General features: G+C 65.8%; 21 protein-coding genes. 8 read left to right on the top strand and 13 right to left on the bottom strand.

Features of this window, described 5'->3' with window-relative positions:
- Positions 1 to 7 precede the first annotated feature (7 nt).
- Together OCW50_RS11800 and ndk are read right to left on the bottom strand one after the other, a co-directional pair.
- Positions 8 to 2,110 carry a molybdopterin-containing oxidoreductase family protein gene (locus OCW50_RS11800; protein ID WP_262297638.1) on the bottom strand — a complete coding sequence of 701 codons (2,103 nt, stop codon included), beginning with the start codon at positions 2,108 to 2,110 and terminating at the stop codon, positions 8 to 10.
- 83 nt (positions 2,111 to 2,193) lie between these two features.
- Positions 2,194 to 2,616 (bottom strand): nucleoside-diphosphate kinase, encoded by a 423-nt coding sequence (ndk, locus tag OCW50_RS11795; RefSeq protein ID WP_262297637.1) that lies wholly within the window; start codon positions 2,614 to 2,616, stop codon positions 2,194 to 2,196.
- A gap of 167 nt (positions 2,617 to 2,783) precedes the next feature.
- Between ndk and OCW50_RS11790 the strand changes: the two genes are divergently transcribed.
- A complete protein-coding gene (locus OCW50_RS11790) occupies positions 2,784 to 3,188 on the top strand; it encodes a DUF2147 domain-containing protein (protein WP_262297636.1) in 405 nt (134 codons plus the stop codon).
- A gap of 302 nt (positions 3,189 to 3,490) precedes the next feature.
- Here the strand turns inward: OCW50_RS11790 and OCW50_RS11785 are convergent, their stop codons facing one another.
- A complete protein-coding gene (locus OCW50_RS11785; protein WP_262268245.1) occupies positions 3,491 to 4,198 on the bottom strand; it encodes a glutathione S-transferase N-terminal domain-containing protein in 708 nt (235 codons plus the stop codon).
- 187 nt (positions 4,199 to 4,385) lie between these two features.
- Between OCW50_RS11785 and OCW50_RS11780 the strand changes: the two genes are divergently transcribed.
- A complete protein-coding gene (locus OCW50_RS11780; RefSeq protein WP_262268246.1) occupies positions 4,386 to 4,640 on the top strand; it encodes a hypothetical protein in 255 nt (84 codons plus the stop codon).
- Positions 4,641 to 5,027: 387 nt separating this feature from the next.
- On the opposite strand, the gene OCW50_RS11775 is transcribed toward OCW50_RS11780, so the two are convergent.
- Together OCW50_RS11775 and OCW50_RS11770 are read right to left on the bottom strand one after the other, a co-directional pair.
- On the bottom strand, positions 5,028 to 5,486 hold the full coding sequence (locus OCW50_RS11775) for a GNAT family N-acetyltransferase (RefSeq protein ID WP_262268247.1): 459 nt from the start codon (positions 5,484 to 5,486) through the stop codon (positions 5,028 to 5,030).
- Positions 5,483 to 6,124, bottom strand: a complete 642-nt coding sequence (locus OCW50_RS11770) for a glutathione S-transferase family protein (protein WP_262297635.1) — start codon at positions 6,122 to 6,124, stop codon at positions 5,483 to 5,485. Before OCW50_RS11770 ends, OCW50_RS11775 begins: the two co-directional genes overlap by 4 nt.
- A 548-nt stretch (positions 6,125 to 6,672) precedes the next feature.
- On the opposite strand from OCW50_RS11770, the gene OCW50_RS11765 reads away from it, so the two are divergent.
- The 3 genes from OCW50_RS11765 to OCW50_RS11755 all read left to right on the top strand — a co-directional run bounded on the left by OCW50_RS11765 (position 6,673) and on the right by OCW50_RS11755 (position 9,393).
- Positions 6,673 to 6,945, top strand: a complete 273-nt coding sequence (locus tag OCW50_RS11765; RefSeq protein ID WP_262297634.1) for a metal/formaldehyde-sensitive transcriptional repressor — start codon at positions 6,673 to 6,675, stop codon at positions 6,943 to 6,945.
- Positions 6,946 to 6,957: 12 nt separating this feature from the next.
- Positions 6,958 to 7,773 (top strand): nickel/cobalt efflux transporter, encoded by an 816-nt coding sequence (locus OCW50_RS11760; protein ID WP_262297633.1) that lies wholly within the window; start codon positions 6,958 to 6,960, stop codon positions 7,771 to 7,773.
- Between the two features lie 207 nt (positions 7,774 to 7,980).
- Positions 7,981 to 9,393 (top strand): adenylate/guanylate cyclase domain-containing protein, encoded by a 1,413-nt coding sequence (locus tag OCW50_RS11755; RefSeq protein WP_262297632.1) that lies wholly within the window; start codon positions 7,981 to 7,983, stop codon positions 9,391 to 9,393.
- Positions 9,394 to 10,049: 656 nt separating this feature from the next.
- On the opposite strand, the gene OCW50_RS11750 is transcribed toward OCW50_RS11755, so the two are convergent.
- Genes OCW50_RS11750 through gatB form a run of 3 tightly spaced genes read right to left on the bottom strand, consistent with a single transcriptional unit; the run spans position 10,050 to position 12,714 of the window.
- Positions 10,050 to 10,556 (bottom strand): GNAT family N-acetyltransferase, encoded by a 507-nt coding sequence (locus tag OCW50_RS11750; RefSeq protein ID WP_262297631.1) that lies wholly within the window; start codon positions 10,554 to 10,556, stop codon positions 10,050 to 10,052.
- The gene (locus OCW50_RS11745; protein WP_262297630.1) at positions 10,528 to 11,187 is read right to left on the bottom strand and encodes an SGNH/GDSL hydrolase family protein; all 660 of its coding nucleotides are present in this window, start codon (positions 11,185 to 11,187) and stop codon (positions 10,528 to 10,530) included. The genes OCW50_RS11750 and OCW50_RS11745 overlap by 29 nt, the downstream gene beginning before the upstream one ends.
- A gap of 51 nt (positions 11,188 to 11,238) precedes the next feature.
- A complete protein-coding gene (gatB, locus tag OCW50_RS11740; RefSeq protein ID WP_262297629.1) occupies positions 11,239 to 12,714 on the bottom strand; it encodes an Asp-tRNA(Asn)/Glu-tRNA(Gln) amidotransferase subunit GatB in 1,476 nt (491 codons plus the stop codon).
- A gap of 337 nt (positions 12,715 to 13,051) precedes the next feature.
- Here gatB and OCW50_RS11735 point away from each other — a divergent pair, with 337 nt between their 5' ends.
- Both OCW50_RS11735 and OCW50_RS11730 read left to right on the top strand, forming a co-directional pair.
- Positions 13,052 to 13,372, top strand: a complete 321-nt coding sequence (locus OCW50_RS11735; RefSeq protein WP_262268254.1) for an LPXTG cell wall anchor domain-containing protein — start codon at positions 13,052 to 13,054, stop codon at positions 13,370 to 13,372.
- A gap of 155 nt (positions 13,373 to 13,527) precedes the next feature.
- Complete coding sequence (locus OCW50_RS11730) at positions 13,528 to 14,055, top strand: hypothetical protein (protein ID WP_262297628.1); 528 nt, start codon at positions 13,528 to 13,530, stop codon at positions 14,053 to 14,055.
- A gap of 144 nt (positions 14,056 to 14,199) precedes the next feature.
- Here the strand turns inward: OCW50_RS11730 and OCW50_RS11725 are convergent, their stop codons facing one another.
- From OCW50_RS11725 to OCW50_RS11705, 5 genes are all read right to left on the bottom strand, one after another.
- Positions 14,200 to 15,117, bottom strand: coding sequence for a DMT family transporter (locus tag OCW50_RS11725; RefSeq protein WP_373371378.1), 918 nt, complete (start codon positions 15,115 to 15,117; stop codon positions 14,200 to 14,202).
- A gap of 259 nt (positions 15,118 to 15,376) precedes the next feature.
- Positions 15,377 to 15,691 carry a hypothetical protein gene (locus OCW50_RS11720; RefSeq protein WP_262268257.1) on the bottom strand — a complete coding sequence of 105 codons (315 nt, stop codon included), beginning with the start codon at positions 15,689 to 15,691 and terminating at the stop codon, positions 15,377 to 15,379.
- Positions 15,682 to 17,196: an Asp-tRNA(Asn)/Glu-tRNA(Gln) amidotransferase subunit GatA gene (gene gatA, locus OCW50_RS11715; RefSeq protein WP_262297626.1), complete on the bottom strand. Its 1,515-nt coding sequence runs from the start codon at positions 17,194 to 17,196 to the stop codon at positions 15,682 to 15,684. Before gatA ends, OCW50_RS11720 begins: the two co-directional genes overlap by 10 nt.
- Before the next feature lie 85 nt (positions 17,197 to 17,281).
- Positions 17,282 to 17,569 carry an Asp-tRNA(Asn)/Glu-tRNA(Gln) amidotransferase subunit GatC gene (gene gatC, locus OCW50_RS11710; protein WP_262268259.1) on the bottom strand — a complete coding sequence of 96 codons (288 nt, stop codon included), beginning with the start codon at positions 17,567 to 17,569 and terminating at the stop codon, positions 17,282 to 17,284.
- Between the two features lie 389 nt (positions 17,570 to 17,958).
- Entirely contained in the window at positions 17,959 to 18,660 is a 702-nt protein-coding gene (locus OCW50_RS11705; RefSeq protein WP_262297625.1) for a metal-dependent hydrolase, read from the bottom strand.
- 130 nt (positions 18,661 to 18,790) lie between these two features.
- Between OCW50_RS11705 and OCW50_RS11700 the strand changes: the two genes are divergently transcribed.
- Positions 18,791 to 20,056, top strand: coding sequence for an ABC transporter substrate-binding protein (locus OCW50_RS11700; protein WP_262297624.1), 1,266 nt, complete (start codon positions 18,791 to 18,793; stop codon positions 20,054 to 20,056).

Raw genomic sequence — 20,056 nt, 5'->3', positions numbered from 1 at the left:
GGTCGGATCACCCAATGTCAGGCGTGGCCTTTTCCAAAGCGACCCGGTTGTCGTGGAAGGCGGCCCCGCCGTAGGGGGCCACCTGATCGCCGCCGGTGAGCGTGTTGATGCCGCGTCCGAAAGGATGGGCGGCGTTGGGCCAGATGCCCTCGGCGATGAGGACGCCGCGCCGGACTCCGTCGAAGAGCCGGGCGCGCAGATAGACCTCGCCGCGGTGGTTCCTGAGCTTCACCCAATCGCCGTCTGCGATGCCCTGCGGCTCCGCGTCGCCCGGATGGATCATCACCTCGGGCCGCCGCTCCTTCTCCAGGGAAGTCGGGGTTTCGTTGAAGCTCGAATTGAGGAAGTTCCGCGCCGGGCTCGTGGCGAGCCGGAACGGATGCTCGCCCGTCGCCGCCTCGATCACGCCCCAATGGTCCGGGAAGGCCGGCATGCTGGCCCATGGCCCCATGGCGCCGTTGTTGTAGGACGGGACGTTCGTCCAATCGGGCTTGAAGCGGAATTTGCCGTCCGGATACCCGAAACCGTTGAGGAAATGCGCCTCCTCGAAGGGCGGCTGGGCGTCGAAATGGACGTGCGCCTCCAGGGTTTGGAGATCGCCCCAGCCGGAGTTCCGCAGCGTCCAGTCGATGATCTCGCGCGGCTCCATGGCGAAGCCGCGGTGCTCCGCGCCCAGGCGCGCCGCCAGCCCGCGGAACACCTCGTGGTTGGAGCGGCACTCGCCCGGCGGGTCGATGAGCCGGGGTCCGACCTGGAAGTGCTGGTGCCCGCCGCCGGAATAGAGGTCGTCGTGCTCCATGAACATGGTCGCGGGCAGGACGATATCGGCCATCAGGGCCGTCTCGGTCATGAACTGCTCGTGGACGCAGACGAAAAGATCCTCGCGGGCGAAGCCCTGCTTCACCAGCTCCTGCTCGGGCGCGACCGAGACCGGATTCGTGTTCTGGATCAGCATGGCTTTGACCGGCGGTCCATCGTAGAGCGCCTGCGGTTCGCCGGTGAGAACCCGGCCGATCTGCGACTGGTCGAGGATGCGGATGCTCTTGTCGATGGCGTCGTGGCCTTCGATCAGGGCCTTGTTCCAATGGAAGATGCCGCTGTTCGAATGCAGGGCGCCACCGCCCTCGTAGCGCCATGCGCCGGTGACCGCGGGGATCGACAGGGCGGCATGCATGTTGACCACGCCGTTGCGCTGGCGAGCGAAGCCGAAGCCGAGGCGGAAGTAAGTGCGTTTGGTCGTGCCCACGAGCCTGGCGAAGGCCTCGATATCCTCCACCGACAGGCCCGTGATGGCGGACGCCCACGCCGGATCCCGCGTGCGCAGATGCTCTTCGAGCTCGCGCGGATGGTCGGTGTAGCGCTCGAGATAGTCCCAGTCCGCGAGCCCATCACGGAACAGCACATGCATCACCGCGCAGGCCAGCGCCCCGTCCGTCCCCGGCTTCACGAGCAGCGCCATGTCGGCCTGCTTCATGGTGGCGTTCTGGTAGATGTCGACGGCCACGATCTTGGCGCCGCGCTCCTTGCGGGCCCTCATGGCGTGGGTCATCACGTTGACCTGGGTATGAACCGGGTTCGTGCCCCAGATCACGATGCAGTCGGAGACCGCCATCTCGCGCGGGTCGGCGCCCCGCAGATGGCCCGTGCCGGCCACGTAGCCGGTCCAGCTCATGGCCGTGCAGATGGTGGAGTACTGGCCCGAGTATTTCTTGACGTGGCGCAGGCGGTTGATGCCGTCGCGCATCACGTAGCCCATGGTGCCCGCATAGTAATAGGGCCAGACGGATTCCGAGCCGAACTCCCGCTCGGCTTCGAGGAATTTTTCGGCCACGATGTCGAGGGCCTTGTCCCACGAGATGCGCTCGAACTGCCCCGAGCCCTTCGGGCCGGTGCGCCGCAGCGGATGGAGCAGCCGGTCCGGATTGTGGATGCGCTCCGCATAGCGGGCCACCTTCGCGCAGATGACGCCCGCCGTGTAGCTGTTGCTTTTCGCGCCGTGGACCCGGCCGATCGAGCGCCCGTCGATCACCTCGACCTCGAGGGAGCAGACGGACGGGCAGTCGTGCGGGCAGACGGAGGCGCGGCGTTCGATGCGGGGAGCTTGGTTCATGGCGGGCGCATGATGGTCGAAGAGCCGCGAAATGAAAAGGCCGCCCGGGGGCGGCCTGACCATGCTGGCTATGCCATGAAAGCTTAGCCGACGATCTCGTTGCCCGAAAAGAACTGGGCAATCTCGATCTTGGCGTTGTCCTGGCTGTCCGACCCGTGGACCGAGTTTTCGCCGATGGACTTGGCGTAGAGCTTGCGGATCGTGCCCTCGGCGGCGCTCTCCGGGTTCGTGGCGCCCATGATCTCGCGGTAGCGCAGCACCGCGTTCTCGCCCTCGAGAACCTGAACGACGACCGGAGCCGAGATCATGAAGTCCACGAGCTCGCCGAAGAAGGGGCGCTCCTTGTGGACCGCGTAGAAGGTCTCGGCCTCGCGGCGGCTCATGAGGATGCGCTTCTGCGCGACGATGCGCAGGCCGGCGTTCTCGATGACGGCGTTGATGGCGCCGGTGAGGTTCCGCTCGGTCGCGTCGGGCTTGATGATGGAGAAGGTACGCTCGATGGCCATGGCAACTCGCTTTGATCTGAGATGGGAATGGATGAAGTGCGGCGCTTATAGCGACCAGCCCCCCGGGCCTCAAGCGCCTTTTGCCCCGCCGGCTTGGAAAGCTTGACCGCCTCCCCTACTCTTCTGGAGGAATGGCCCGGCGAACACCGGCACAGAGGAAGTCTCCCATGAAGCACGCGATCCTGGCCGCTTTCGGCCTTGCCCTGTTGAGCGTCCCGGCCCAGGCCCAGTCGGCCGACCCGAGCGGGACCTGGCTGACCCAGAGCGGCGATACCCGGGTGAGGATCGCCAGGTGCGACGCGGGCTATTGCGGCACCATCGTGTCCTCGACCTACGAGAAGGACACGAACAATGCGGATCCGAAGCTGCGGGACCGAAACATCGTGGGAGTCCGGATGATCTGGGACGTCAAGCCGGAGGCGGACGGCTATGTCGGCCAGCTCTACAACCCGCAGGACGGCAAGACCTATACGGGCAAGCTCAAGGTCATGAGCCCCACCACCCTTCAGCTTTCCGGCTGCGTCCTCGGTGGGCTGATCTGCCGGTCGCAGACCTGGACGAAGACGAAGTAGCGCCTCGTGCGGACGACAGCGGGCCGCACCGCCCGTCCTGCTCCCCTCTCACGTCATCACCGGCCTTGTGCCGGTGATCCCGATCCGGTAAAGCGCCGCGCTTCAAACAATCGGGATGGCCGGCACAAGGCCGGCCATGACGTGCGGAGGGTGTCGCCCAGGGCGGGACGAGGTGAGGCAGGCTCCTGCCGGCGTCATCGCCGGGCTTGTCCCGGTGAACGTGATCGGACGATGCGCCCCTCAAGGATGTGAGCCTCGGGCCCAAACCTGGGTCCACTTCTCCCGGCCGATGCTCGAGGACCCTAGCGCGCCCTCTGGCCGAACAGCACGGCCTGAACCTTGGGGTCGGTCAGGTCGGTCTTCTCGCGGTCATCGGAGCTCACCTTGATCCCGCGCTGAACCGCCGGGCGGGCGAGCACGGTCTCGAGCCAGCGCTTCGCATGCGGGAACTCGTCGATATTCTGCCCCTGGCGGTCCCACAGCTTCGCCCAGGGGGCGATGGCCATGTCGGCGATGGAATATTCGCCTGCCACGAACTCCCGATCCTCGAGGCGCTTGTTCAGAACGCCGTAGAGGCGGTTGGTCTCGTTGGTGTAGCGGTCGATGGCATAGGGCACCTTCTCCGGCGCGTAGATGCGGAAATGGTGCGTCTGGCCGAGCATGGGGCCGAACCCGCCCATCTGCCAGAAGAGCCATTGATCGACTTCGACCCGCCCGCGCTCGTCCTGCGGATAGAACCGGCCCGTCTTGCGTCCGAGATATTGCAGGATCGCCCCGGACTCGAACACGGAGATCGGCTGGCCGCCGGGGCCGTCCGGATCGACGATCGCCGGCATCTTGTTATTGGGAGAGATCGCCAGGAACTCAGGGGCGAACTGGTCGCCCTTCCCGATGTTGATCGGATGGATTGCATAGGGGAGCCCGCATTCCTCGAGCATGATGGTGATCTTCCACCCGTTCGGGGTCGGCCAGTAGTAGAGATCGATCGGGTTCTGCGCGGCAGCCGCCATGGAAAGCCTCTCCTTGCGTGACGACACGGGTCGGTGACGGGACGTTAAGACATAAGATCGGAACTCGCACCCTCGTGTGCAATGAAATTCGGTGGAAAGGGCGCAGGGCTGCCTTCAGGCGCTTGCATGTTTCATTGTTTCATCATGAGATGCTGCCTGCGCCTGACGGCGCTCGAGAGGATGTCCCATGATAAACCGAAGACTGAGTTTCGCTCTCGCGGCCGCAATGGCCCTGTCCATGGCCGGCGCCGCCCAGGCGGCCGCCGAGATGAAGCCGAAGAAGGAGCCGACGGCCGCCCAGATGGCCGCCCGCGAGCGCATGAGCAAATGCAGCGCGGAGTGGAAGGAGGCCAAGGCCGGCGGCAAGCTTGCCAAGGACGCCAAGTGGCCGAAGTTCTGGAGCGAGTGCAACACGCGCCTCAAGGGCGGGATGAAGGCTTAGAGCATCGGACGTGAAGCGTGGACCCGGGTCTGGGATCGGATCCGATGCTCAGTTCCTGAAGCGGCGCATCGTTCGGGCCCCTGTCCTGGTCGCACCGCCCCGCACCACCCTCCATGGCGTCACCGGGCTTGTCCCGCTGATCCCGATTGTTCGAGGCGCGGCGCTTTTCCGCATCGGGATGGCCGGGACAAGCCCGGCCATGACGTGGGGAGGGTGTTGTCACCGGGCCGAGGGTGCCGCGACGCGGGAGGGTGTCATCACCCGCTCACACCACCCGCCACGTCATCACCGGGCTTGTCCCGGTGATCCCGATCGGACGAACGCCGCACCCCACCGCATCGGGATCGCCGGCGCGAGGCCCGCGATGACGGGCGGACCCGGTGACGATCACACCTTCTTCTTGAACCCCTCATGGCTGCGGACGAAGCCGATGCGCTCGTAGAACCGGTGCGCATCCTTGCGGGTCTTGTTGGAGGTCAGCTCCATGGCGGCCGCCCCATGGGACCGGGCATGGTCCTCGGCGAACGCCATCATGCGGGCGCCGATGCCGCCCGAGCGCCGCGCAGCCTTCACCTTGACGCTCTCCACCTTGACGCGCAGGGCGCCGCGACCGGTGAGGTTGGGGATGAAGGTGAGCTGGAAGGTGCCGACGACCTCATCGCCATCGACGGCCACGAACAGCCGGTTGTCGGCGCTTTGCCGAATGGCCGCGAAGGCGGCCTCATAGGCGGGCCGGGTCTCGGGCGACCAGACGTCGCCATGGGAGCCCAGCTCGTCTTCCTCGTGCAGGCGAATGATCGCTTCGAGATCCGCCGCCCGCGCCTCCCTGATCGACAGAGCGCTCATGCGGCCGCCCGCGATTCCATAGGCAGGAGCTCGGCACGGGCGTGGAAGCCCGGCAGAGCCTCGATCCGCTTCGCCCATGCGCCGACCTGGGGATAATCCGCCGCGTCGATGCCGGCTTCGCCCGCAAAGGCGACGACCCCATAGACGTCGATATCGGCGATGGTCACGCCCTCCCCGACCAGCCACGCGCGGCCCGCAAGATGACGCTCCAGGACCCCCAGGGCGGCCTTGGCCGCCACGATGCAATCCTCGACCACGTCGGGGGGCGCCTGACGAAAGCCCGCCCTGACCACGCGCGCCCTGTACAATGGCGCCGCGAGACGGTCGAAATCCCAGTACATCCATTCGCGCACCTGCAGGCGCTCGTCGAGAGTCGCGCCGCCGAACCGGCCCGTCAGGTCGGCGAGATATTCCAGGATCGCGGCCGACTGGCACAGGTGCCGCCCGTTGTTGCGGTCGACCAGAAGGGGAACCTGGCCGTAGCGCTGCCGGGACAGGTGGGGAGGCTGCTTGTGCTCTCCTTCCATCATGTTCACATGCACGTAATCGAACGGCTCCTGCATCAGCGACAGGGTGAGAGCCACCTTGTAGGTCGGCCCCGAATAGCCAAACCCATGCAGTTCGAACCGTGCCGGCATGATGCGATCCCCCATGAAGACATATCTGTGGTCGGGGACCCTAGAGCATCGGACGTGAAAAGTGGAATCCACTTTCGGGATCGGATCCGATGCTCCCCGCCTCAAGGGGCGCATCGTCCGGGACCCTGTCTTGATCGCTCGGCCGGATGGCACCCCGTCCTCACCGGGCCCTTGACCATCTTCTCCACGTCATCACCGGGCTTGTGCCGGTGATCCCGATTCCGAGAGGCGCCGTGCTCAAGACAATCGGGATGGCCGGCACAAGGCCGGCCATGACGGGCGGAGGGTGGCGGGAAGGGCGGAGGGTGCCATGACGGGGTGTCGGCACCGGTCCGCACCACCGTGTCCACGTCATCAACGGGCCCGTGCCACCCGCCACGTCATCACCGGGCTCGTCCCGGTGATCCCGCTTCTGAGAAGCGCCGCGCCTCACCGGATCGGGATGGCCGGCACAAGGCCGGCCCTTCCTGGCGCGCTGACGGGCTCCGGCGTGAACCGCCTCGACATGGATAGGGTACCCCCCTATATTATCGGGCGAGGGAGTCCACATGTCCCATACGGTTCAAGCCAAAGCCAAGCTGCTCGCTCGCGTGCGCCGCATCCGCGGCCAGGTCGAGGCCATCGAACGGGCTCTCGAGAACGAACTCGGCTGCGCCGACGTTCTTCAGCTCGTCGCGTCCGTGCGAGGGGCGATCAGCGGCCTTACGGCGGAACTGATCGAAGATCACATCCAGCATCACGTGGTGGAGCCCTCGCAGGAATCCGACCGGATGCGCGGGGCCGACGAACTGATCGACGTAGTCCGGACCTATTTGAAATAACGAGACCTTTTCATGCCTGATATCGCTCAACTCATTCAGGCCGGTGCGGCCAATCCCTGGCTTTATCTGCCGGCCGCGATCCTGCTCGGCGCCCTGCATGCCCTGGAGCCCGGCCATTCCAAGTCCATGATGGCAGCCTTCATCGTGGCCGTTCGGGGCACACCCGCCCAGGCGACCCTGCTCGGCATCTCGGCCGCCATCGGTCACACCATCGTCGTATGGGCGTTGGCGCTCCTCGGTCTGTACCTGGGGGACAGGCTGATCCTCGACCGGGCGGAGCCGTGGCTCGTTCTGCTCTCGGGGCTGCTGATCATGGCCCTTTCGTTCCGTATTTTCTGGATGCTGAGGGCCGCGCATCACCACCATCACCATGGGCACGATCATGGCCACCATCATGGGCACGATCATTCCCACGATGCGCATCATGGCGACCATAAGCATCTCGACGCCCATGCCGAAGCCCATGCACGCGAGGTTCGGGAGCGCTTCGGCGGCAACCGGCACGTGACGAATTTCGATATCGCCTGGTTCGGCTTCACCGGCGGGCTCCTCCCCTGCCCGGCAGCGATTGCGGTGCTGCTCATCTGCCTCCAACTCAGGGCGTTCACGCTCGGGATCGGCATGGTGGCGGCCTTCAGCGTCGGCCTCGCGATCACCTTGGTGACGGTGGGGATCGTGGCCGCCTGGGGAACGCGCGCCCTCCGGACGCGATGGTCCGGCCTGGAGGAATGGGGGGAGCGGCTGCCCTATATCTCGGCCGGGCTCGTCTTCGTCATCGGGAGCACCATCGCTCTCCAGGGTCTGTGGAAGCTTGGCCTTCTGGCGTGACGGTGTCCCGTGATGCCCAGCCTCGGCGTGGACCGACGAAGGAGCGACAGGCCGCGGAAGCCCCATCGCGCCGCTCCTTGATTACGTGCCTGTTGGCCCCAGCTTTGCTATCATGGAGCCCGAGGATCGGGCTATCGGCTGCGCGTTCCGAGCCTTGACGTCATCGCATGGGCGGAGCCGGTCCTGCACCTCGAAGGAGGCTGCCGCATGAGCGAAGACGAGAGATTCCTCGCGATCCTTCGGCAATCCGCCGAGGTCGACACGGATGTCGTTGCGGCATTCGAGCGCCTGATCCGTGAGGCGCCGGATCACGAGCTGAACCGCATCAACGCGCTCGCCTTCGCGGCGAGGCACGGCCTCGACGAGGATCGCGTCATCGCGGCGTTCCTCCACGCGGCGCGGCTCGGGGTGTTCGAGATGTCCTGGAACGTGCTCTGCCCCGGATGCGGCGGGGTGCTCGAGTCGGGCATGAGCCTCAAGTCGATCAATCGGAGCGAATACAGCTGCGCCCTCTGCGCCGCCGGATATGAGCCGACGCTCGACGAGATGGTGGAGGTCACGTTCACCGTGAACCCGCGCGTCCGGAAGATCGCCGCCCATGACCCGGATACGCTCCCGATGGACGAGTACATGCGGCAGATCTTCTGGGGATCGGGGGTCGACCTGCCGGAGAATTTCGATCGCCTGATCGACGAGATCGTCCTCGATGCCGTCGAGCTCCCGCCCGGCGAGCGTGCCATCCTGTCCCTGCAGCTTCCCGCGGAATTCGTCATCGTCATGGATCCGGTCACCCATGCGGCCCATTTCATCGACGTCAAGGGCGAGCCGACCCGCGAGCGCCAGAGCCTGTCGTTCGTCCTCAACGAGAGCCATCCGCAAAACGAGACCCTGGTCATGCAGCCGGGTCCGTTGCGGATCTCTCTCGAGAACCGCACGAACCGGCGCGTCCTGCCGGCCGTCTGGGTGGCGGGTCACGAACTGCACCACCTGCTGGCGCAAAGGCGCCCCTTCCTCACGGCGAAGCGCCTGCTGACGAACCAGACCTTCCGCGATCTCTACCGCACCGACACGCTCGACATCGATCAGCGCCTGAAGATCACCAGCCTGACCTTCCTGTTCACGGACCTGAAAGGCTCGACGGAACTCTATGAACGCGTCGGCGACCTCGTGGCCTATGATCTCGTGCGTGAGCATTTCCGCGTGCTCAACGAGATCGTCGCTGCCGATGGCGGTGCCGTGGTCAAGACCATCGGAGACGCGGTCATGGCGACGTTCCCCACGCCGGATCATGCGATTTCGGCGGCCCTGCGCATGCGCGAGGCCATGCGCAGCCTCAACGAGCAGCGCGGCAGCGAGGACCTGCTGCTCAAGATCGGCATCCACGAAGGCCCATGCCTCGCCGTGACCCTGAACGACCGCCAGGATTATTTCGGCCAAACGGTGAACATCGCCTCCCGCGTCCAGGGGCTTGCCGTATCGCGCGCGATCTTTGCGACCGACTCGGTGGTCGAGAACCGGGAAGCCTCGCAGATCATCGAACTCAAGGGCCTGCGGCCCACTCTTCAGAAGACGGCGCTGCGCGGCATCAACGACGAGTTCCTGGTCTACGAGATTCCGTGAGCGGCCGGCTCGGTCCTGCGCAATGTCGGGATCGGACGGTGTCATGTCCAGCCGGAGAGTGGGCGGCCGGGCGGCGATTCACACCGGAGTTCGTCAGGGGATACCCTGCTTCCCTCCCGGGTGGATCGGGCCTGACAGCCTCCGCGTCATGACCGGGCTTGTCACGGCGATCCCGATCGGAGAGGCGCGGGGATCCGAGCAGGCGGGGTCACCGGCACAAGGCCGGTGACGACGTCGTTTTCCGGTCATCATCAGTCGCGCCCGCTCACATCCTCGCCGATGTCTCTCAGCAAATGCGGACTGAGCCTCGCGCGAAGGGATGCCCGCAGCTCGGACGGAGGATGGGTTTTCCGGGGGACCGGGCCGCGCTCGCGGACGTTCGGGATCAGATCAATGCGAACGGTGAGCCAGACGAGAGATAGCGTAATCTGCTTCATCGAAACCTGCAGCTTTGTCGAAGGAAAGGAGGGCGGCGTTGGGGCATGGAGCAAGAATATTGGCCATGTGACGCCTCCTTGGGCTGAGGTTGATGAAAAGGCAGCCGGGAGACCGGCCGCTGGAGCAGATTACTCCAAATCGAACGGTTTTGCCAGACGCGGAGCCTAAAGCATCGGACGTGAAAAGTGGACTTGCACTTTTGGGATCCATCCGATGCGCTAAAGTTCCTTCTCGAACCGGTATTCCACCGATCTCGAGATATCGGCGAGCTGGCGCTGGCCGTCGATCTGCGTGTAGCCCGATCGCCTGTAGAGCCTGTGCGCGGTGGTGAACCGCGTATCGGACCACAGGACCAGGCGGTTCGCGCCATGGGCGCGGGCATGGCGTTCGGCGTGGCGCACGAGCAGGGAGCCGAGCCCCTGTCCGCGCCGGTCGGATCGCACATAGAGCCGGTGCAGTTCCGCCGTGCCGCGCTCCGGGAAATCGACGGCCACGCAGGCGCACACCCGGCCGCGCCCGTCCTCGATCGCCCAGAACGCTCCATCGGTCGCGGCATAGGACGCACCCGGCGCGCGCAGGTCCGGCAGGTCGTCGTGCGGGTCGACGAAGCAGCCTGGATACTCCGAGTAGCAAAGCGCCAGGAGACCGAAGAGATCCTGCGAGTCGGCATCCACGACGGGTCGGATCACCGGCTGGTCATGGATGTGTCGTGCCGCTTCGGTCATGGCCCCTCTCCGCATTGATTGTGGCGATTGTGGTGTCGAGCATGTCGTGCAGCCAACGATAGGCCTCAATCGACAGGTGGATGCCGTCGGTCGTCATCCCTGCCCGCGCGGCTCCATGTCCGTCGGCAAAGGCGTTCTGCAGATCGATGACGGCGGCCGCGCGTCCCTCTGCGATCGCCACCATGCTTCGGCTCAGCGACGCCATGGCGTCGGGAGAATAGAAGCCCGTCAGGCGCTTGGCCTGCTCGATGGGCGGTGGCGTCAGCACGATCACGGGAACCTGCGCAGCGTCGAAGGACCCGACGATCCGCTCGAAGTGCTCCACGGCCCCAGCGAGGGAACTCTCGGTGCAGTCCTTCTTCGCATCGTTGGTGCCGACCAGCAGCACCGCGATGCGGGGCCTTGCCGATTCGAGGAGAAGCGGCACCCGCGGCTCGAGCGCCTCCGTCCAGATGCCGGAAAAGCCCGCATTGAGCACCGGGAGTGCGCCGAGTCGGTTCCAGTAGAATCCTTCGACGATGGAATCGCCGATGAAGAGGAGCCCGCCCGGTCCGACCGCAGCCTTATGGGCGCTGATCACGATGTCGCGGATCAGCCAGTGCGGGGCGAACGGGTTGGGCTGCGAGGTCACGAGGCCGGCGCCGAGGACGATCCCGGCGGATCGGATCCGCCGGGCGTGACCCTACTCGATCCCGAGCTTCTGCTTCAGGATCTCGTTGAGGGCCTGCGGGTTGGCCTTGCCCCCCGTGGCCTTCATGGTCTGGCCGACGAACCAGCCGAGCAGCGTCGGCTTCGCCTTGGCCTGCTCGACCTTGTCCGGGTTGGCCGTGATGATCTCGTCGACCGCCTTCTCGATGGCTCCCATGTCGGTCACCTGCTTCATGCCGCGCTGTTCCACGATCTCGCGCGGATCGCCGCCTTCCGTGAAGACGATCTCGAACAGGTCCTTGGCGATCTTTCCGGAGATCACGTTCTCGCCGATGAGCTCGATGATCGCGCCGAGCTGCGCGGCCGAGACCGGCGATTCCGTGATGTCCTTGCCTTCCTTGTTGAGGCGGCCGAACAGCTCGTTGATCACCCAGTTGGCCGCGGCCTTGCCGTCGCGGCCCTTGGCAACCTCCTCGTAGAAGTCGGCGGAGGCGCGTTCGGCCACGAGCACGCCGGCATCGTAGCTCGGCAGGCCGTAATCGGCCATGAAGCGGGCCTTCTTCTCGTCCGGCAGTTCCGGCAGATGCTGGGCGAGATCGTCCACGTAAGCCTGGTCGAACTCCAGCGGCAGGAGGTCCGGATCGGGGAAGTAGCGGTAATCGTGCGCCTCTTCCTTCGAGCGCATGGAGCGGGTCTCGCCCTTGCCCGGATCGTACAGGCGGGTCTCCTGCTCGATGACGCCGCCATCCTCCAGGATCGCGATCTGACGACGCGCCTCGACCTCGATGGCCTGGCCGATGAACCGGATGGAGTTGACGTTCTTGATCTCGCAGCGGGTGCCCAACTCCTCGCCGGGGCGGCGGACCGACACGTTCACGTCCGCGCGCAGGTTGCCCTTGTCCATGTCGCCGTCGCAGGTGCCGAGATAGCGCAGGATCGTGCGCAGCTTGGTCACGTAGGCGCGCGCCTCGTCGGCCGAGCGCAGGTCCGGCTTCGAGACGATCTCCATCAGGGCCACGCCCGAACGGTTCAGGTCGACGAAGCTCAGGGTGGGATGAAGGTCGTGGATCGACTTGCCGGCGTCCTGCTCGAGATGCAGGCGCTCGATGCGCACCGTGATGGTCTCGCCCGTCTCGGGCACGTCCACGATCACCTCGCCCTCGCCCACGATCGGGCTCTTGTACTGGCTGATCTGATAGCCCTGCGGCAGATCAGGATAGAAGTAGTTCTTGCGGTCGAAGGTGCTGCGCAGGTTGATCTCGGCCTTGAGCCCGAGTCCGGTCCGGATCGCCTGACGGACGCATTCCTCGTTGATCACGGGCAGCATGCCGGGCATGGCGGCGTCCACCAGGGAAACGTGGCTGTTCGGGTCGCCGCCGAAAGCCGTCGAGGCACCGGAGAACAGCTTGGCCTGGCTCGTCACCTGGGCATGGATCTCCATGCCGACGACGATTTCCCAATCGCCTGTCGCGCCTTTGATGAGCTTCTTCGGGTTGACCGGAGCGTTCATGGACCTTGCGCCTCTATCTCTCGCTTTCGCCAAAGCATCGGACCCGAAAAGTGAATTCGCACTTCCTGGGACCCATCCGATGCTTCCTCCATCAATGAGGGCATCGTTCAGCACGGAAAACCGGGTCCGCTTTCCCGCGCGATGCTCGCCCCGGAGTACGAGCGCCCCTTGAAAGGGTCAACCCCTTTCCGGATGAACGGGCGTTCAGAATGCCTAACCTAACGTTAAGATTAGCAACAATTTATGCACAGATTCCGAAAATAATTGCCACGCTCGGGTGAAACCCGATCCCACATGACGCGTTGTTCGGGAGGTAAAACGGTCAAGGAGTTTCAAAATGGCTATGGATCCTATGGATCGCGAACCGAACGTCTACAATCGCGAGACCAATGTCTACGATAACACGGGCCGGGGTTCGAACACTCTTGCTTATGTGATCGGCGGTCTTGTTGTCGCGCTGGGCCTCCTGGCCTTCCTCTTCTATGATGGCGGCAGCAACGAACCGAGCACCACCGGCAGCACCGGCACCCAGACGGAACGGTCTTCGCCGAGCACCGGCGCGACCGCTCCGGCCACGCCGACCTCTCCGGCGGCCCCGGCTGCGCCCGCAGCTCCGGCGACCCCGTCCTCCCCGTCGGCCCCCGCCAATCCGCAGTAAGCTCGCGTCCCGCGTAACACTGCGCATGATGGGTCTGACCTCCGGGTCAGGCCCATTTTCCGTTCAGGCGCCTCTCCCGTTCCCGAGGAACCAAGCGGAAGCGACGGCGGTTAGGCTTGAAAAATCGCCGCCCTGCTCCCTGGAGGACAACCCGCATGACCGGCAAATCGAACTTCACCCCGGAGGAATGGTCCCGCGTCGTCGCGAGCCCCGTCGTCGCCAGCATGGCCATCACGGCGGCGGATCCTGGCGGTCTCTGGAGCCTGCTCCAGGAATCCATGTCGAGCGGCTGGGCGCTTCTGGAGGCGAAGCAGGACGCGCAGGCCACCCCGCTCGTGAAGGCGGTCGCCGATGACATCGCCAACACCGAGACCCGCAACGCCGTACGGGAATCCTTCCAGGCCCAGTTCAAGGGCAGCCAGTTCGCCGACATCAAGCGCAAAGCCGTCGAGGAGCTCCACGCCGTGTCCGGGCTGCTCGACGCCAAAGCGCCCGACGAGGCGGCTCCATTCAAAGCCTGGCTGTTCAGCGTGGCGCGCAAGTCCGCTGAGGCCGGTAAGGAAGGCGGCTTCCTGGGTTTCGGCGGCGTGGCCGTGAGCGATGCCGAAAAAGCCACGCTGGCGGAGATCGCCACGGCGCTCGGCAGCCCGGCGGGGTCGGGCGCCGGCCTCGCGGAAACCTAGCGCATCGTGCGGAAAAGTGGACTCGGTTTTCACTGGCGTGGCCCGCTGGGTCCGTACCGAACGATGCGCGCTTTTAAGGAATGAGCATCGGATTCGATCCCAAAAGTGGGTCCACTTTTGGGTCCGATGCTCTAGAGACAGACCTCACGCGGCCTGAACGGCTGCCTTCCGGATCTTGTCCGGCACGGTCATGAAGGCCACGCCGGCCAGGATGCAGAGCAGGCCGATCCAGGCCGCTTCGCTGAGGGTCTCCCCCAGGACATACGCCCCGATGGCGATCCCGATGGGTGCCCGCAGATAGGCCTGGGCCGTGGTGCCCACCGAGCCGAGGGTCCGGATCAGGCGGAAATAGATCGTGAAGGCCAGGGCGGTCGAGAGCACGGCCAGTCCGACCAGCGCCAGGATCGAGGCTCCCGACGGCGCCAGCGTCCATGGACGGTCGACGATCAGACTCAGGGGCAGCAGGATCACGGCTCCGGACAGGAGCGACCCGGTCGCGGGCGCCATGGGGTCGAGGTTCTTGAACGTCCGGCCGAAGATGGCCGCTCCCGCGTAGCAGATCGTGGCCAGCACGACGGCGAGTTGAGCGGCCAGTTCCTGGCCGACATGGGTGAAGGCTTGGCCCCCGACGATGATGCAGGTGCCGCCGAGACCCAGGACGATGCCGGCGAGCGTCCGGAGCGGCGTCGCCTCGTGCCGGGACCAGAGCCAGGTGATCAGGAACGTGAAGACCGGAGTCATCGCGTTGAGAATGACGGCCAGACCCGCGTCGATGGATTTCTCCGCCCAGGCGATCAGCGTGAAGGGGATGACGCTGTTGAGGCATGCCTGAACGGCGAAGTTGCGCCAGCTCGCCCCATCCCGCGGCAGGCGGATCCCGCGCCAACGCATGGCCAGCACGAGGATCCCTCCCGCGATCAGCGTGCGGGCGGCGATCAGGGTGACGGGCGGGATCGTGTCGATCCCGATCTTGATGAAGGTGTAGGACGAGGCCCACAGGGTCGCGAGGACGAGCAGGAGCGTGAGTTCGACGGCGTGATGGGGCTTGGCGGGGTCCGTCATCATGAAGGGAGATCCGTGCATCGCAGGGGAAAGCAGCACGAATCTGACACAGGTCCAGACCGATGTCGCGTCATGACGCTTCGGCGCCGGTCGAACTATCGAGGCTCAGGCGCCCGGTCTGCTTAGAGCATCGGACGGAAAAGTGGATCCGGTTTTCGCTGGCGCGGCCCGCTGGGTCCGTTCTGACCGATGCTCTCATCCAAGAAGAAAGCATCGGATGGATCCCAAAAGTGCAAGTCCACTTTTCACGTCCGATGCTTTAGCGCCTCGCCACGCGCCTGGCCGCAAACGCGGCGCTCGCCCAGAGCAGCGCGGCGACGAACCGGACCGGGAACAGGGTCAGGGCGTCGGAGCGCACCGGAGCGATCCACGGCAGCCCCAGGCTGCTGATCACCCATGAGACGAGAGCCGAGATGGCCAGCGCCGCCATGCCGACGATCAGCACCTTGCCGAACTGGTCGGCCCTCCAGCCGAGCCAGACCGCGACGAGGATCAGGACGGGATCGAAGGCGGCGGGCAGCCAGTCCCAGAGGTGAATGACGGGAACCGTGGGATGCACGCGCTTTACGCCCACCAGGCCTGCGGCAGCGTCAGGCGCCCGGCGGAATCCTCGATCACCTGACCGGCCGCGAAGAGGGTTTCCTCGTCGAAGGCCCGGCCGATGAGCTGGAGCCCGAGCGGCAGCCCCTGGCCATCGAGCCCGGCCGGGACGGCGATGCCCGGCAGGCCCGCCATGTTCACCGTCACGGTGAAGATGTCGTTGAGGTACATCTCGACCGGATCGCCCGAGCCCTTCTCGCCGATGCCGAAGGCGGCGGACGGCGTGGCCGGGGTCAGAATCGCGTGCACGCCCCGAGCGTAGACCTCCTCGAAGTCGCGCTTGATCAGGGTGCGCAGCTTCTGGGCCCGGACGTAATAGGCGTCGTAATAGCCCGCCGAGAGCACGTAGGTGCCGATCATGATGCGGCGCTTGACCTCGCGGCCGAAGCCCGCCGCGCGGGTCTTCTCGTAGAGATCCACGATGTCCCGGCCGTTCTCCCGCAGGCCGTAGCGCACGCCGTCGTAGCGGGCGAGATTCGACGAGGCCTCGGCCGGCGCCACGATGTAATAGGCGGGCAGCGCGTACTTGGTGTGCGGCAGCGACACCTCGACGATCTCGGCCCCGGCGGCGCGCAGCCATTCGGCGCCCTGGTGCCAGAGCTGCTCGATCTCGGGCGACATGCCGTCGACCCGGTATTCCTTCGGAATGCCGATCCTGAGGCCCTTGACGCCCCGGGACACCGCAGCCTCGAAATCCGGAACCGGCAGGTCGACGCAGGTCGTGTCCTTGGGGTCGGGGCCGGCCATGGAGCGCAGCATGATGGCGGAATCCCGGACGGACCGGGTGATCGGGCCGGCCTGATCGAGCGACGACGCGAAGGCCACGGTGCCCCACCGGGACACGCGCCCGTAGGTCGGCTTGATGCCGACGGTTCCGGTGAAGGCCGCCGGCTGGCGGATCGATCCGCCCGTATCGGTCGCGGTTGCACCCAGGCACAGGCGAGCCGCGACGGCCGCCGCGGAGCCGCCCGAGGAGCCGCCGGGCACCAGATGAGTGCCCTCGATCGCCCCGGATGTGCCGGCGCTCACGTTGGAGCCTTCGCGCCGCCAGGGCGACACCACCGGCCCGAAGGCGCTGGTCTCGTTGGAGGAGCCCATGGCGAACTCGTCCAGGTTGAGCTTGCCGAGCATCACCGCGCCGTCGTTCCAGAGGTTCCGGGTGACCGTCGACTCATAGGGCGGATTGAAATTGCCGAGGATCCGGGAGCCGGCCGTCGTGGTCACGCCCTCGGTGCAGAACAGATCCTTGATGCCGAGCGGGATGCCCTCGAGCGCACCGCCCTCGCCCTTGGCGATCTTCTCGTCCGAGGCCTTGGCCATGGCGAGCGCCTTCTCGGGCGTCTCGATCAGATAGGCATTGAGCGCCCTCGCCTTCTCCATGGCGGCGAGATGGGCCTGCGCGAGCTCCGACGCGGAAAACGTCTTGGCCTTCAGGCCGTCGCGGGCTTCGGCGATCGTGAGATGGGTCAGTTCGGTCACGGGACTGGATCTCTTGTCTCGACGCTGCGGCCGGGCTGTCCGGGCCGTCCACGCCATCATTTCAGGATCGGTGGGAGGGCGCGCCCTACTCGACCACCTTCGGCACCAGGAAGAAGTTGTCTTCCGTAGCGGGAGCGTTCTGGACGATCTTCTGCGGGATCCCGCCATCGGTCACGCCGTCCTGGCGCTTCTTCATGACCATGGGCGTGACCGAGGTCATCGGCTCGACGCCCTCCACGTTCACCTCGTTGAGCTGCTCGACGAAGGAGAGAATCGCGTTGAGCTCCCCCTGGAGATGAGGCACCTCCGCATCCGTCACGGCAATGCGCGCCAGATGGGCGATGCGGCGGACCGTTTTCTCATCGACCGACATGAATGGTCATACCCTTTGGAAATCTGATGGCCGGCCTATAGCACCCGCCCGCCTCGCGGGGCAACGTTGGATATGCGGGACGTCCCTGCGCCGGCCGGGCCGGCCGAACCCGGCCGAGAGCCCAGGCCGGACGCTCCCGGTCCTGCCACCCTCCGCCGTCATAGCCGGCCTTGTGCCGGCCATCCCGATCGGGAGAAGCACGGCGCCCTACGGAAGCGGGATCACCGGGACGAGCCCGGTGATGACGTGGAGAAGGTGGGATGGGCCGGCGACAACACCCTCTCACGTCATGGCCGGGCTTGTCCCGGCCATCCCGATCCGGAGAAGCACGGCGCCTCTCGGAAGCGGGATCACCGGGACAAGCCCGGTGATGGCCTGACGGGGCATTCCTAGACCGTGACGCCCACGGTCTTGTGGGGCACCACGACCTGGATGCCCTTGCCGTCCAGCGCCGCCACGAAACGGTCCGCGTTGGGGACGAGCGGCGGGAAGGAGGCGTAGTGGCAGGGGATGGCCGCCTTGGCGCCGCCGAAATAGCGCTCGACCGCGAGCGCCGCGACCTCCGGCCCCATGGTGAAGCGGTCGCCGATGGGCACGATCACCACGTCCGGCTGATGGATCTCGGCAATCAGCGCCATGTCGCCGAAGATGTCGGTGTCGCCCATGTGGTAGATCGTGGGCTCACCGGGCGCCTTCACGACGATCCCGTTGGCACTGCCGAGCGGGAAGTTCACGTCCATCTCCACCAGGCCGGCGGAATGGTCCGCCCGGACGAGCGTGACCGTGAAGCCGCCCTGATCGGTCGTGCCGCCGGTGTTCATGGGGTCGACGTTCTCGACGCCCTGCTTGGCCAGATACATGCAGAGTTCGAAGTTGGTCACCACCTTGGCGCCGGTCGCCTTCGCGATCTCGGCCGTATCCCCCACATGGTCCCCATGGCCGTGGGTGAGCAGGACGTGGGAAATCCCCTCGGTGATTGTCGCCCGGTCGCCCTCGAAGGCCGGATTGCCGGTGAAGAACGGATCGATGAGCACGGCCTTGCCGGCGAAGTCGAGACGGAAGGCGGAATGACCGAACCAGGTGATTTTCATGGGTTGACCCTCGTTTTCGGCATGATGAGATGGAGCGGAAGCGGCGCCTGACCACGTTCCACAGGAACAAATCCGCCAGTGGGGCTTTAAGAAGCTAAGCAATAAACATCAAGTCTGCAGGAGGATAGCCATGTCCCGCCTCATCGCCAGCCTCGCAGCCGCCGCGGGGCTTCTCGCCACCACGAGCGCCCGGGCGGTGGAGATCTCGATCTCGTGCAGCGCCCTGGGCAAGGAATACGAGATCTGCAAGCAGGGTGTCGACGCCTGGGCGGCCAGGACCGGCAACACGGTCAAGATCGTCTCGACACCCAACTCCGCGACGGAGCGTCTGGCGCTCTTCCAGCAGCTTCTCGCGGCCGGCGCTGGCGACATCGACGTGTTCCAGATCGACGTGGTCTGGACGGGCACCCTGGGCAACCACCTGCTCGACCTGACCGCCAAGGGGCAAGCCGTCATCGGCGACCATCTTCCTGCCATGGTCGAGACGAGCCGCGTCGAGGGCAAGCTCATGGCCATCCCCTGGTTCGCCGATGCGGGCCTGCTCTACTACCGCAAGGACCTTTTGGACAAATACAAGCGGCCCGTGCCCGAGACCTGGGCGGACCTCACCGAGACCGCGCGCCTCATCCAGGACGGCGAGCGCAAGGAGGGCAAGGGCGAGTTCTGGGGCTACACCTGGCAGGGCCGCGCCTATGAAGGGCTGACGACCAACGCGCTCGAATGGGTCGCCTCGCACAACGGCGGAACCATCGTGGACGAGAAGGGCGAGGTCACCATCGAGAACCCGAAGGCCGCCGAGGCCCTGAAGACGGCCGCCGGCTGGGTCGGGACGATCACCCCCGAGGGCGTGCTCAACTACACCGAGGAGGAAGCCCGCGGCATCTTCCAGGCCGGCAACGCCGCGTTCATGCGCAACTGGCCCTATGCCTGGGCGCTGGCGCAGGGCGGCGACAGCGCCATCAAGGACAAGGTCGGCATCGCGCCCCTGCCGAAAGGGGGCGCCGACGGGCGCCATGCGGGCACGCTCGGCGGCCAGCTTCTCGCCGTGTCGAAATACTCGAAGAACCGGGACACCGCGACGGATCTGGTGATGTACCTGACGGGCGAGGCCGAGCAGAAGCGCCGGGCCGTCGAGGGCTCCTTCAATCCGACCATCGTGTCGCTCTACAGCGATACGGATATCGCCCGGGCCAATCCGTTCATCGGCGACCTCGTGGACGTGTTCAGCAATGCGGTCGCGCGCCCTGCCACCGCGACGGGACAGAACTACAACAAGGTGTCGACCGAATTCTTCAACGCGGTCCACCAGGTGCTGTCGAAGAAATCCGATCCCGCGCAGGCGCTCAGCCGCCTCGACCGGGACCTCAAGCGGATCAAGCGCAACGGCTGGCAATGA

This window comes from Microvirga sesbaniae (assembly GCF_025460805.1).
Classification (GTDB): Bacteria; Pseudomonadota; Alphaproteobacteria; order Rhizobiales; family Beijerinckiaceae; genus Microvirga; species Microvirga sesbaniae.
The sequence above is the reverse complement of the archived record's forward strand: the minus strand, read 5'-3'. Positions and strand labels throughout refer to the sequence as shown.